This is a genomic window from Streptomyces thermocarboxydovorans, from assembly GCF_039524635.1.
Lineage (GTDB): Bacteria > Actinomycetota > Actinomycetes > Streptomycetales > Streptomycetaceae > Streptomyces > Streptomyces thermocarboxydovorans.
Map to the genome: position 1 here is coordinate 1 of NZ_BAAAGU010000098.1, position 12,948 is coordinate 12,948.

The following is a 12,948-nucleotide window of genomic DNA, read 5'->3' on the forward strand; positions in this document are numbered from 1 at the left end:
GCGCCCAGGCCTGCTCGACCGGCAGGCCCACCGGAAACTCGTTGATGAACTCCATCGCGGAAACACGGCTCCTTGTTCGGTTCGTGGTGCCCGGGGCCGTCACGGGGCAAGGCTCCTCCAGCACGCTGGAGGTGTGCTCCCTCGGGCCACGTGCCCTGGCTGGTTGGGACGCGCGGGAACCCGCTCCCGCGACGCGGTCACCGATCAGCTCGGCGCGGTTCGCCGGCGCCAGGCCTTGGGTGTGAAGGTAACGACGCCTCACGGACGTCGGTCAACAGGCTCTTCAGCTATCGCTTAAGAGCCCCGTCATGGATCCCGGCCCACTTAACCATTCCCTGAAGTCGGCCTTGACTTACGCGCTGTCCGAGCGCCAACTATCCGGGTCCCAGCGGTACCGCGGGGCGGACCGCGAGCAGAGGGAGGGTGACGTGCAAGTACCGGCGTCGTTCCAATATGAACGGGCGCGGAGTGTCGACGAGGCAGTCACGATGCTGCGGCGCTTCGGCGAAGAGGCGCGCGTGGTCGCGGGAGGCCACAGCCTCCTGCCGATGATGAAGCTCCGGCTCGCCCAGCCGGAGTTCCTCGTCGATATCAACGATCTCCACGAGCTCGACTACGTGCGCCAGGAGGGTTCCGAGCTGTGCATCGGAGCGCTCACCCGGCACCGCACCATGCTCGAGAACGAGCTTCTCTGGCGGTATTTCCCGATCTTCCGGGATGCCGAGCGGGTCATCGCCGACCCGCCGGTGCGCAACCGGGGCACGATGGGCGGCTCGCTGTGCCAGGCCGACCCGTCCGAGGACCTCTCCGCGGTGTGCGCCGCCGTCCACGCCCGAGCCGTGATCCTCGGCGCGGACGGTTCCCGCACCGTGACGATGGAGGAGTTCCACAAGGGCCCGTACGAGACCGATTGCGGTCCCGGCGAGCTGCTGGTCGAGGTGCGCATCCCGATCCATCCGAACGCCGGTAGCGCGTACGAGAAGGTCGAACGCAAGGTGGGCGACTGGGCGGTCGGCGCCGCCGGCGCGGCCCTCGCGCTGCGCGATGGGCGGATCGTGGAGGCCGGTCTCGGGCTGGCCGCCGTCGGTTCGAACACCGTGCACAACCACCGGGTGGAGGAGGTGTTGCGAGGCAACGCCCCCTCCGAGGAGCTGTTCGCCGAAGCAGCCCGCATCGCGGCCGAGGACTGCTCACCCTCCACTGACACTCGGGGCAGTGCCGAGTACAAGCGGCACCTGGCCGGTGAGCTCACGAAGCGGGTGCTGCGCCGGGCCGCAGCCCGCGCAGCAGGAAGGGAGGCGTGAGGAATGCAGGTCACCATCAACGTCAACGGCGAGGACTACACTCGCGAGATCGAGCCGCGCCACTTGCTCGTGCGGTTCCTGCGTGACGACCTGGGCCTCACCGGCACCCACTGGGGCTGCGACACCAGCAACTGCGGTACCTGCGTGGTGCTGCTGGACGGGGAGCCGGTCAAGAGCTGCACCGTGCTCGCCGCCATGGCCGCCGGGCACGAGGTGCGTACCGTCGAAGGCCTGGAGGTCGATGGCAAACTCGACCCCATCCAGCAGGGCTTCATGGAGGAGCACGGTCTGCAGTGCGGCTTCTGCACCTCGGGCATGCAGATGACCGGCCGGGCGCTGCTCAACCGGAACCCCGATCCGTCCGAGGCTGAGATCCGCGAGGCGATCTCCGGCCAGCTGTGTCGGTGCACCGGCTACCTGAACATCGTCAAGGCCATCCAGTGGGCCGCGGCCCACCCCGCAGAGAAGACCGTAGGGAGCTGACCGTGACCACAGTCCAGGAACCCGCCGCCGCGACCGAGGAGCGACCGATCGGCTATGGCCGCCTGAAGCGCAAGGAGGACGTGCGCTTCGTCCGCGGCAAGGGGCGCTACACCGACGACGTACAGCTGCCGGGCATGCTGCACGGCGCCATTCTGCGCAGCCCGTTCGCGCACGCCCGGATCGTCTCGATCGACACGTCGGCTGCCGAGGCCCACCCCAAGGTGCGTGCGGTCATCACAGGCAAGACTCTGGAGAGCATGAACCTGGCGTGGGTGCCGACCCTGTCGCTGGACACCCAGGCCGTGCTCGCCACCGACAAGGTGCGCTTCCAGGGCCAGGAGGTCGCCTTCGTCGTCGCCGAGGACCACTACTCGGCTCGCGACGCCCTTGAGCTGATCGACGTCGAGTACGAACCGCTGCCGCCGGTCATCGACCCCCGGCGCGCGCTGGATCCCGACGCGCCGATCATCCGGGACGACCTGGAAGGCAAGACCGACAACCACATCTTCGACTGGGAGTCCGGCAACAAGGCGGAAACCGACGCGGTGTTCGCCAAGGCCGATGTGGTCGTCACCCAGGACATGCTCTACCCGCGCGTGCACCCCGCGCCGATGGAGACCTGCGGGGTGGTCGCCGACTTCGACAAGGTCGACGGGAAGCTCACGCTGTGGAGCACCACCCAGGCGCCGCACGCCCACCGCACCATCTACGCGATGGTGGCCGGCCTGCCCGAGCACAAGATCCGCGTGATCGCCCCCGACATCGGCGGTGGCTTCGGGAACAAGGTCGGCATCTACCCGGGGTATGTGTGTGCGGTCGTGGGGTCGATCGTCACCGGCAAGCCGGTGAAGTGGATGGAGGACCGCTCCGAGAACCTGATGAGCACCTCCTTCGCCCGCGACTACCACATGCACGGGGAGATCGCCGCGACCCGCGAGGGCAAGATCCTCGGCGTCAGGGTGAAGGTGCTCGCCGACCACGGCGCGTTCAACAACCAAGCCCAACCCACGAAGTACCCGGCCGGCTTCTTCCACATCTTCACCGGCTCGTACGACCTCGAGGCCGCCCACTGCGAGGTCAGGGGCGTCTACACCAACAAGGCGCCGGGCGGCGTCGCGTACGCCTGCTCCTTCCGGGTCACCGAGGCGGTGTACCTGATCGAACGCATCGTCGACTGCCTGGCAGCCGAGCTCGGCATGGACCCGGCCGAGCTGCGCATGAAGAACCTGCTGCGACCGGAGCAGTTCCCCTACGAGTGCAAGACCGGCTGGGTGTACGACTCGGGCGACTACCCCGCGTGTCTGCGCAAGGCCATGGACATCGCCGGCTACGAGGAGCTTCGCAAGGAGCAGGCCGAGAAGCGCGCCCGGGGCGAGCTCATGGGGATCGGCATCTCGTTCTTCACCGAGACGGTGGGCGCCGGGCCCCGCAAGCACATGGACATCCTGGGCCTTGGCATGGCCGACGGGTGCGAGCTGCGTGTCCACCCGACGGGCAAGGCGGTGGTGCGCCTGAGCGTGCAGACCCAGGGGCAGGGCCACGAGACGACGTTCGCCCAGATCATCGGTGAGGAACTCGGCATCCCGCCCGAGGACATCGACGTCGTCCACGGCGACACCGACCAGACTCCATTCGGGCTCGGCACCTACGGCAGCCGGTCCACGCCGGTGTCGGGTGCGGCTGCGGCCGTCGTCGCCCGCAAGGTGCGGGACAAGGCCCGGCTCATCGCGGGCGCCATGCTCGAGGTGTCCCCCGAGGACCTCGAGTGGGAGAAGGGGCGGTATTTCGTCAAGGGTGACCCCGAGAAGTCCAAGACGATCCAGGAGATCGCCTTCGCGGCGCACAGTGACCTCGAGCTGCCCGACGGGGTCGAGGGCCATCTCGAGGCGCAGACGGTCTACAACCCGCCTGAGATGACATACCCCTTCGGCGCGTACATCTGCGTGGTCGACGTCGATCCGGGCACCGGCCAGGTCAAGGTGCGGCGCTTCATCGCCGTCGACGACTGCGGTACCCGCATCAACCCGATGATCATTGAGGGGCAGGTGCACGGCGGGCTGGCCGACGGCGTCGGGATGGCGCTGATGGAGTTCATCGGCTTCGACAGCGACGGCAACTGCCTGGGCGGGTCGTTCATGGACTACCTGATCCCCACCGCACTCGAGGTGCCGGCGTGGGAGCTGGGCCACACCGTTACGCCGTCCCCGCACCACCCGATCGGCGCCAAGGGCATCGGCGAGTCGGCGACCGTGGGATCGCCCGCCGCGGTGGTGAACGCGGTGCTGGACGCCATCGGCGTCCGTCACGCCGACATGCCGCTCAACCCCAGCCGGGTCTGGACGGCGATGAAGTACGGCAGCGTGGAGCCGCCGGCGTGAATCTGCTCCTCGAACAGCGGATGTCCGACCTGACGGCCCGGCGGGTGCCGTTCGTCAGGGCCACGGTGGTGCGCGCTCGTCGGCCGACGAGCGCGCACCCCGGGGACACCGCGCTGGTGTTTGCGGACGGCCGCATCGAGGGGTTCGTCGGGGGCACCTGCGCGGAGGCGACGGTGCGGCGCTACGGTCTGGAGGCGCTGCAGACCGGCGAGTCGCTGCTGTTGCGGATCTCTCCGGAGGAGACCGGTGAGCCGGTCGTCGATGAGGGGGCCGTCATGGTCGGCAATCCGTGCCTGTCTGGCGGGGCACTCGAGATCTTCCTCGAGCCGCTCCGCCCCGCCCCGAGGGTGCTCGTTCTCGGCGAAACCCCCATCGCCCGGAAGCTGGTTGAGTTCGGTCCGGCCCTCGACTACGACGTCGTGGCCGTCGGCGCCTCCGGCGTCACGGCCGAGTCCCTCACCGGGGTCGCCGCGGTCGTCGTCGCCTCCCACGGGCGCGACGAGGAGCCGCTCCTCGCTCTTGCCCTGCGTGCCGGGGTCCCGTACATCGCCCTGGTCGCGAGCCGCAAGCGCGGCACGGCGGTGCTGGACAGCCTGGACGTGACCGCGGAGCAGCGGGCGGGGATCCACCTCCCGGCGGGTCTGCCGATCGGCGCCCGCACGCCCGGGGAGATCGCCCTGTCGATCCTGGCCGAGATCGTCGCGTCCTTGCGGGCCGAGCCCGCACAGCCCGAAACGTCCGCAGGGGCGGTCGCCGAGGCCGAGCCGGCGACTGCGATCGACCCGGTGTGCGGCATGACCGTCGCCGCGGTCGAACACACGCCGCACTCCGACGCCGCGGGCGAGCGGCGATGGTTCTGCGCCGAGGGGTGCCGCGCCGCATTCGAAGCCGATCCCGCCCGGTACGCAGGTGCGGGTGCCGGAGGCGGCGCCTAGGCCACCAGAAGCCCGCCGCATGGCTGGAGTCAGGAGTCAACTTTGCACATCGACCCGACCGTGACCGCCCTCCGAGAAGAACGGGACCAGCGTGATTCCGTCCCCGCCCGGGGATCGGGAGTCCACGGGCCGGCCCTCGGCGGACGCACCTCGCCCGTCGAGGGGGTCGTCCCAGACGTCGAGCGGCTCGGCGCCGCCCTCGACGCCGCCGGCTACGTGGCCGACGACGGATTGGTGACCGCGCTGTACCTCGCACTGCGCCTCCCGCAGCCGCTGCTGCTCGAAGGCGAAGCCGGGGTGGGCAAGACCGAGGCGGCCAAGGCGATCGCGGCCGTGCTCGGCACCCCGCTGATCCGCCTCCAGTGCTACGACGGCCTCGATGCCGCCGAGGCCCTGTACGAGTGGAACTACCCCCGCCAGCTGCTGAGCATCCGCCTCGCCGAGGCCAAGCACGCCGAGCTGGCCGAGGCCGACCTGTTCACCGAAGAGTTCCTCGTCCGGCGCCCGGTGCTCGCCGCCCTCACCCACCCCGGCCCGATGCCCGCGGTGCTGCTGATCGACGAGGTCGACCGGGCCGACGACGACTTCGAGGCGTTCCTGCTCGAGGTCCTGGCCGAGTCGAGCGTGACCATCCCGGAGATCGGCACCGTCAGCGCCACGGTGCCCCCGATCGTCGTGCTGACCTCCAACCGCACCCGGGACCTCCACGACGCCCTGAAGCGCCGGTGCCTCTACCACTGGATCGACTACCCCAGCGCGGAGCAGCTCATCGAGATCGTCCGGCGCCGGGTCCCGGGATCTTCGGCCTCGCTCGCGAACGACGTGGCGGCGGCCGTGCAACGGCTCCGGTCGCTGGAGATCCAGAAGCCACCCGGCATCGCCGAGAGCATCGACTGGATCTCGGCGCTCTCCCTGCTCGGCGTGGACCGGCTGGACGCTGACGCCGCCGACCGTACCCTCGGCTCCCTGCTCAAATACCGCGAGGACCACGACCTGGTGCGTGAGCGCGGCGTGGCATGGCTGGCTGGCACCCGCGATGCATGAGCGCATCAGCCTGCCCACCTTCGACCTCGCCGACTTCGCCGGCCGGTTCGGGGCGGCGCTGCACCGCTCCGGCGTGGCCGTCACGCCGGAGCGGTCGGTGCGCTTCCTCCAGGCGCTGCGCCTGCACCCGCCCGTGGACCGGTCCGCTCTGTACTGGACCGCCCGCCTGGCCCTCGTGACAGGGCGCGAGCAGATCGCGCCGTTCGACCGGGTATTCAACGCACTCTTCGGTGGCCTCCTCGACCCGGCCGAGGTCCGCGGTGACCAGAACAACACCCGGCTGCCGGGGGTCGAGGCCGGTCCCGGCCGGCCGCCGGTCCTCTCCGGCCAGCCCCTGCAAGTCTCGGGGTCGCAGGGGCCGAGCGGTGCCCCGCAGCCGGGTGGTGCCAGCGCTGACGCCGATCGGGAAGTCGAGGCCCTGCGGGCGATCAGCAGCGCCGAGGAGGCCCTCGCCCACAAGGACTTCGGTGCCCTCGACGCCGACGAACTCACCGCCCTGCACCGCCTCATCGAATCGCTTGTGGTGAGTACCCCGCTCCGCCGAACGCGCCGCAAGGAAGCCGAGCGCGGCGGCCGCCACATCGACCTGCGCCGCACGCTGCGCCGAAGCCAGCGCACCGGCGGCGAGCCGGTCCGGCTGGCCCGGTGTCACAACCGCCTCCGCCGCCGCCCGCTGGTGCTGCTGTGCGACATCTCCGGGTCGATGGAGCCTTACACCCGCGCCTACCTCGGCTTCTTCCAGCGGGCCGCCGCCGGCGTGTCCGCCGAGGCCTTCGTCTTCGCCACCCGGCTCACCAGGCTCACCCCGGTCCTGCGGAACGCGAGCCCCGACGCCGCGCTCCGCCGGGCGGGCGTGACCGCCTCCGACTGGTCGGGCGGCACGCGGATCGGTCGCGCTCTCGCCGAGTTCAACAACGGCTTCGGCCGGCGGGGGATGGCCCGCGGCGCGGTGGTCGTGATCTTCTCCGACGGCTGGGAGGGCGAAGACCCCGGTGCGGTCGGGCGCGAGATGACCCGGCTCGCCCGCCTCGCGCACCGCATCGTGTGGGTCAACCCGCGCAAGGCGGCCGCCGGGTACGCCCCGCTCACGGGTGGGATGGCCGCGGCCCTGCCGCACTGCGACGCGTTCGTGAGCGGCCACAGCTATGCCGCCCTGGCCGAGGTCATCGAGGCGATAGCCGGACCGGACGGATCCCTCTCCCGGCGCGCACCGGTGGGAACGTCCCGTGGCTAGCCCGCCGGCGGTCAACCGGGTCAGGCCCGCCTGTGCGGGTGCTGCCGGGCGCGCCGGTCCGGCGGCCATGGCCGCCGGTGGTCCGTCGCTGGGGTCCTGCGTCCCCCGGCACCGGACCCGACTCGGTCTGAAGGGGGATCAGGCGTGACTCCGGGCGCTCCGGTCGCTCACGGGCACGAGATCTCGGCGGCCACGCCGGCTTCGATGATCGCGGGCCTGGTGGCCGTTGCCTCGGCGACTGTCGCCGGTGTCTGGCTCGGTCGGTGCCTGGCTCTGCGCCCTGCCGTACTCCTGGGCGCCGCCTCCGGCGTCCTGCTCGTCGTCGTGGTCGTCCACGTCCTCCCGGACACCCTCCACGAGGCCGTGGAGACCGGCTTGCCACTGTGGTCCGTCCCGCTGCTGTGCACCGCGGCGTACGCCGCCTCCAGCGCGGCCATCTGGAGCAGTTGTCCGTGCGAAGGCGGTCAGTTCCACGGCTGGGTGGCCGTCGTGGCGTTGGCCGTCCACCGCGCGGTCGAGGGCATGGCACTCGCGTCCGGGTCCGTGGCCGTGCTGGCAGCCCTCGTCGTACACGCCGCTGCGGAAGGGGCGGCGTTGGCGGTGGTCGTCGGCGGAGGACGGCGCCGCCTCGTGGTCTGGACCCTTCTGGCGAGCGCCGGCCCCGGAATCGGCGTCCTCGCGATTGACCCTCCCAACTCTCCTCGTTCCGGTGCTTCTGGCTCTCGTTGCCGGAGTGCTGGCGCGCGCGGGCTGGACCGCGTTGACGGCCGCACTTCGGGACGGGCTGTCCGGTCGCCCCAACGACCCGGCCGTCGTGGCCGCCGTCGTGGCTGCCGGGGCGCTGACCGCCGTCGCTGTGGCCACGTCCGGGTGAGGCGCCCCGGTACGACGATGCCGTCTGCTCGACGGAGCCGGCTCTCACAGGCCGAAAGGGAAGCCGATGTATGGACCTGCAGTTGTCAGTTGGCTGCTCGCGACGCTCACGGGTGCCGCCGCCCTGTTCTGCCTCGCCCGGCTGCGCACACCCGCCGCGCAGCGCGGCGGCACGGGGTGGGCAGGTCGCGAATCGGACGCCGCTGAGGCGCTCATGGGGATCGGTATGGCGGTGATGGCCCTGCCGGTCAGCCGGGGCGGCGGCGTGCCGGCCGCCGCGTGCGTGGTGCTCTTCAGCGGGGTCGGCGCCTGGTTCCTGGCCGCCGCACTGCGCGGGGGCGGTGCCCGGCACCGCGCGCACCGGCTGCACCACGCGGTGGGGAGCGGCGCGATGGTGTACATGGCCCTGCCCATGGCGACCGACGCCACCGGTGGACCGCAGCATGCCGGGCATGTTCCAGCGGCCGAGGGACCGCTGCTGCTGACCGGCTTGCTGCTGCTGTACTTCGGGAGCTACGTGGTGTGGACGGGCAGTCGGTTGCTGGCTACCGCGCCGGGCGACGTGGTTGCCGTCACCGGCGGTGCGCAACTGCTGCGTGCACCGGGGATGCCGCAGGCCTGCCGAGTCGTCATGGGAATGGGCATGTTCGTCATGCTGCTGGCCGGGTGAGGCGCTGCACCGGCCCGTCACCCGTGTCCTCGGTCATCTCGTCGTCGAAGCCGTTCCGCGAGGTTCGGCGGCCTGGGCCCGGGGCACCTCGACGGTGGAGGTTGCCGGACCACCACCCAGGTCGGCATCACCCAGGTCAGCATCACCCAGGTCCCGGGTCCAACACCCGGGTGCGGGCCACCAACAGGACTGTGTCATCGCGGGGACGCGCTGCTTGTAGGGCGTCGAAGACCGCCTGGCAGGTCTGCTCCGGATCGCGCCCTGGGGCTTCGGCCAGAGTCCGCTGCAGCAGGGCCAGGCCGGCACCGATGTCCCGGTCGCGGTCCTCGACCAGCCCGTCGGTGAAGAGCACCAGGCGGGATCCCTCGGGCACCTGGAACTTGGCGGTCTCCACGGGCAGGCTGCCGCCCAGTCCCAGGGGCGGGGAACCGGGCACCTCGGGGAAGGTGACGGAGCCCTCGGGGTGGACCAGGGCGGGCCCCAGATGGCCGGCCCGGGCGATGGTGACCTGAGCGGGGACCGGGTCGTAGATGGCATACAGGCACGTGGCTCCGGTGATACCCGGCTCACCTTCTCTTACGTCCTGGTCGATTACGTCCTGGTCGATCCGAGCGACCAGTTCGTCGAGGTATCCAAGGAGTTCGTCGGGCGGCAGGTCGAGGCTGGAGAAGTTGTGGACGGCGGTGCGCAGACGGCCCATGGTGGCGGAGGCATGCAGGCCGTGCCCGACGACGTCGCCCACCACCAGCGCGACGCGAGCCCCGGGCAGCGGGATGACGTCGAACCAGTCGCCGCGCACACCGGCCTCGGCGGGCGCATACCGGTAGGCGACGTCGAGCGCGTTCTGCGCGGGCATGGTCTGGGGCAGCAGGCTGCGCTGCAGTGTGACGGCCATGCCGTGTTCGCGGGTGTAGCGGCGGGCGTTGTCGATGCAGACCGCGGCGCGGGTGGCCAGTTCCTCGGCGAGGGACAGGTCCTCCTGGTCGAAGGGCTCGGTCTCCTCCAAGCGCCAGAAGTTGACCAGGCCCAGCACCACGCCGCGCGCCTGTAGCGGCACTGTGATGAGTGAACGGATCCCGTAGTCGGTGATCTGCCGGGCCGCCGGAATCTGCGTCTGCCAGCCGGGTGCGGCGCCAAGATCCGGTTCGAGCACCGCGTGGCCGCTGACCAGGGCCGAAGCCATCGGCGTGGCGGGGAGCCAGGTGATGCGCTCGCCGACCGGGATCAAGGGAGCGTCCTGCCGGACACCGCAGGAGGCGGTGCAGTGCATCTCCGCGGTACCCGAGGGCTCTCCGCCCTGCAGCACGGCTTCCAGCAGCTCCACGGTCGTGTAGTCGGCGAAGCCGGGGACCACCACCCGGGTGAGTTCCTCGGCAGTGCGCACCACGTCGAGGGTGGTGCCGACCCGTGTAGCCGCGTCGTACAGCAGCTGGAGGCGCTTGCGGGCCTTCCGGTACAGGCGCGCGTTCTCCATCGCGACCCCGGCCGCCACCGCCAGCGTCTGCAAAACGGCCTCGTCCTCCAGGTCGAACTCCTGACCCCCGCGCTTCCCAGCGAGGTAGAAATTGCCGACGACCTCCTCGCGCACCCGGACGGGCACCCCGAGGAACGAGTGCATGGGCGGGTGGTTCGGCGGGAAGCCGTACGCGGCCGGGTGCCTGGACACCTCACGCAGACGAAGCGGCCTGGGATGTCGGATCAGCTCACCCAGAACCCCCTTGCCGGCCGGGTACGCCCCGATCGCGGCGATCTGCTCCTGGCTCATCCCGACCGGCAGCACGTGGTTGCTCCCGGGTCCGCCGGCAGGTGGCGCGGCGGACGGGCGGACGGTGCCGCCTTCCTGACAGGCTGATCTACGGCCGCATCCCCACCCACTCGTATCCGTCGGGAGAGCTTTCCTTTTTCCAGATCGGCACTTCCGACTTCAAGAGCTCGATGCACATGGTGCAGGCCTCGAGTGCCTCTGCCCGATGCGGGGCGGCAGCAGCGATCATGACCGCTGGCTCTCCCACCTCGAGCACACCCACCCGGTGAGTCACCGCGACTCGTACTCCCGTGCCCACCGCCTCACATCGCTCGACGATGTTCGTGAGCGTCTTGAGGGCCATCGACCGGTATGCCTCGTACTCGAGTCGAACAACCTGTCGGCCCTCATTGTGATTCCGTACGAGGCCGGTGAAGGTGACAACCGCCCCGTGCGACGGATCGGTCACCGCCGTGAGCACCTCGTCGAGCCGCAACGGCTCGTCGCTCAGCCGGGCGTACGGGCCTTCCGCTCCGCCCGCGATCGGCGGAAGGAGGGCAATCTCGTCACCGTCTTCGAGTACGTGCTCCGAAGACATGAAGTCCTCGTTCACCGCCACCTTGACCATGCGCTTTACCCGGGCCAGCTCCGGATACTTGTCGTGCAGGACGTCGATCAGGCATTGGAGGGTGCTTCCATCCGGCAGCACAACGGTCTCCGCTGTTCTCGCGAGTTGCTCGCGCAACGCGCCGAAGTACAGCACGGAGATCTGCATCAGCGGTCTCCTTCTTCTGAATTGGTGTTGTCACGGGCAGACCGCGGAAAGTCGGATGTCGCACGTGCTCCTGGCCGAGCTCGGTTGCAAAGCGGTCTCTGGTCAAGGGTGGTGGCTGCGTCGTGATGTGACCTCAGCCCCCGCGCGTATGCATCTCGAGATGCGGGTCGCGCTTCAGGCGTTCGGCGGAGAGGAGGGGGCGTCGGTGCCGAGCGGCAAGCCGTGCCTCGGCACCGCGGTCACGACGTGCTCTCCACACCGACTCGATCACGCCCCGCAGTTCATCATCGGTAGCGCCGTCCCGGAGCGGGGTCCGCAGATCGGTACCGGTCAACGCATACAGGCACCGGTACCAGATGCCATCTGCGGTCAACCGTGCACGATCGCACGACCCGCAGAAGGGCTGGGTTGTCGAGGAGATGACGCCGAACGTCGTTCCGTCGGGAAGCGCGAAACGGTCTGCCGGCGCGGACTCGTCCTCATCCACGACAGGCTCGACAGAGCCGTAGTGACGAGCGAGGGCAGCGAGGATCTCCTCCCGGGTCAGCACCTTCTCCGAGGACCACCCCGTGGCTCCGCCGACGTCCATGTACTCGATGAATCGCACCTCGGCGGGAACCTGCCGACAGAACTCTATGAGTTCCGTAAGCTCGTCGTCGTTGACACCGCGGATGACCACCGTGTCGATCTTGGTATCGGTGAATCCCGCGGGGGTCAATGATCGAATGCCTTCGAGTACCGCGGAGAGGCAGTCCCGGCGGGTCAGTGTGAGGAACCGTTCAGGGCGGAGCGTGTCCAGGCTGACGGTCACTCGGTGCAGGCCCGCGTCACGCAGCGTCTCGGCCTGCTCAGCGAGCCGAACGCCGTTCGTCGTCATGGCGAGATCTCGGATGTCTTGTTTGCGCGCCAGCTGCCGAACCAGCTCGGGCATGTCGCGGCGTAGGAGCGGCTCCCCGCCAGTGAGGCGTACTTTCTGGACGCCGAGGCCTATGAACACATCAGTCAGCCGCGAGATCTCCTCGAAGGACAGCAGATCCTCTCGGGCAAGCCAGACGTAGTCCTTCTCCGGCATGCAGTACTGGCACCGGAGATTGCATCGGTCAACCACCGAGATCCGCAGGTTCCGCAACGGGCGTCGGTACTGGTCGACGACGCGCTCTGACCCCGCAGCGACCGCGGAACTGTTGTGGCCCACATCGTCGGCGACCGTTCTCTCACCTGACCGAAGCAACATCTCTCTCTTCTCTCTCAGTCCTTCGTCGTGACGCGGCCGGACTCGATGAGACGGCACGGGGTGGCGACGGCCCGTTGCATCGGCTCCTCGCAGGCAGGGGACACGTCTGCAGCCCCGCCGCCCCTCCTCGAGGTCTATGAGTGGCCCGACCCGGGTCATGCCGACGTCATCGACGCCTGGCCGGCCGGACAACGACGCCGGGTCAGCCAGAAGATGACAGCGGCGAGGACGACGAGGACGGCGGCCGGTGGGAGGGCACGCTTGAGGACGGCGC

Annotated in this window: 11 protein-coding genes; 8 read left to right on the forward strand and 3 right to left on the reverse strand. The window is 70.0% G+C overall.

Annotated features, from left to right (window positions below):
* Nucleotides 1–428 precede the first annotated feature (428 nt).
* The 8 genes from ABD198_RS29120 to ABD198_RS29155 all read left to right on the forward strand — a co-directional run bounded on the left by ABD198_RS29120 (nucleotide 429) and on the right by ABD198_RS29155 (nucleotide 8,921).
* Complete coding sequence (locus tag ABD198_RS29120; RefSeq protein WP_344007463.1) at nucleotides 429–1,304, forward strand: FAD binding domain-containing protein; 876 nt, start codon at nucleotides 429–431, stop codon at nucleotides 1,302–1,304.
* 3 nt (nucleotides 1,305–1,307) lie between these two features.
* A complete protein-coding gene (locus tag ABD198_RS29125) occupies nucleotides 1,308–1,787 on the forward strand; it encodes a (2Fe-2S)-binding protein (protein ID WP_344007465.1) in 480 nt (159 codons plus the stop codon).
* 2 nt (nucleotides 1,788–1,789) lie between these two features.
* Nucleotides 1,790–4,165 carry an aerobic carbon-monoxide dehydrogenase large subunit gene (locus tag ABD198_RS29130; protein ID WP_344007467.1) on the forward strand — a complete coding sequence of 792 codons (2,376 nt, stop codon included), beginning with the start codon at nucleotides 1,790–1,792 and terminating at the stop codon, nucleotides 4,163–4,165.
* Nucleotides 4,162–5,100 (forward strand): XdhC family protein, encoded by a 939-nt coding sequence (locus ABD198_RS29135; RefSeq protein ID WP_344007468.1) that lies wholly within the window; start codon nucleotides 4,162–4,164, stop codon nucleotides 5,098–5,100. Before ABD198_RS29130 ends, ABD198_RS29135 begins: the two co-directional genes overlap by 4 nt.
* 60 nt (nucleotides 5,101–5,160) lie before the next feature.
* Nucleotides 5,161–6,144 carry an AAA family ATPase gene (locus ABD198_RS29140; protein WP_425580587.1) on the forward strand — a complete coding sequence of 328 codons (984 nt, stop codon included), beginning with the start codon at nucleotides 5,161–5,163 and terminating at the stop codon, nucleotides 6,142–6,144.
* Nucleotides 6,137–7,378, forward strand: a complete 1,242-nt coding sequence (locus tag ABD198_RS29145; RefSeq protein ID WP_344007471.1) for a vWA domain-containing protein — start codon at nucleotides 6,137–6,139, stop codon at nucleotides 7,376–7,378. Before ABD198_RS29140 ends, ABD198_RS29145 begins: the two co-directional genes overlap by 8 nt.
* A gap of 709 nt (nucleotides 7,379–8,087) precedes the next feature.
* Complete coding sequence (locus ABD198_RS29150; protein ID WP_344007472.1) at nucleotides 8,088–8,252, forward strand: hypothetical protein; 165 nt, start codon at nucleotides 8,088–8,090, stop codon at nucleotides 8,250–8,252.
* A gap of 66 nt (nucleotides 8,253–8,318) precedes the next feature.
* Nucleotides 8,319–8,921 (forward strand): DUF5134 domain-containing protein, encoded by a 603-nt coding sequence (locus ABD198_RS29155; protein ID WP_344007474.1) that lies wholly within the window; start codon nucleotides 8,319–8,321, stop codon nucleotides 8,919–8,921.
* A gap of 142 nt (nucleotides 8,922–9,063) precedes the next feature.
* On the opposite strand, the gene ABD198_RS29160 is transcribed toward ABD198_RS29155, so the two are convergent.
* The 3 genes from ABD198_RS29160 to moaA all read right to left on the reverse strand — a co-directional run bounded on the left by ABD198_RS29160 (nucleotide 9,064) and on the right by moaA (nucleotide 12,833).
* The gene (locus ABD198_RS29160) at nucleotides 9,064–10,701 is read right to left on the reverse strand and encodes a SpoIIE family protein phosphatase (protein WP_344007476.1); all 1,638 of its coding nucleotides are present in this window, start codon (nucleotides 10,699–10,701) and stop codon (nucleotides 9,064–9,066) included.
* A gap of 73 nt (nucleotides 10,702–10,774) precedes the next feature.
* The gene (moaD, locus tag ABD198_RS29165) at nucleotides 10,775–11,440 is read right to left on the reverse strand and encodes a molybdopterin converting factor subunit 1 (protein WP_344007478.1); all 666 of its coding nucleotides are present in this window, start codon (nucleotides 11,438–11,440) and stop codon (nucleotides 10,775–10,777) included.
* A 133-nt stretch (nucleotides 11,441–11,573) separates the two neighbouring features.
* Nucleotides 11,574–12,833: a GTP 3',8-cyclase MoaA gene (moaA, locus tag ABD198_RS29170; protein ID WP_344007480.1), complete on the reverse strand. Its 1,260-nt coding sequence runs from the start codon at nucleotides 12,831–12,833 to the stop codon at nucleotides 11,574–11,576.
* Between the last annotated feature and the right edge of the window lie 115 nt (nucleotides 12,834–12,948).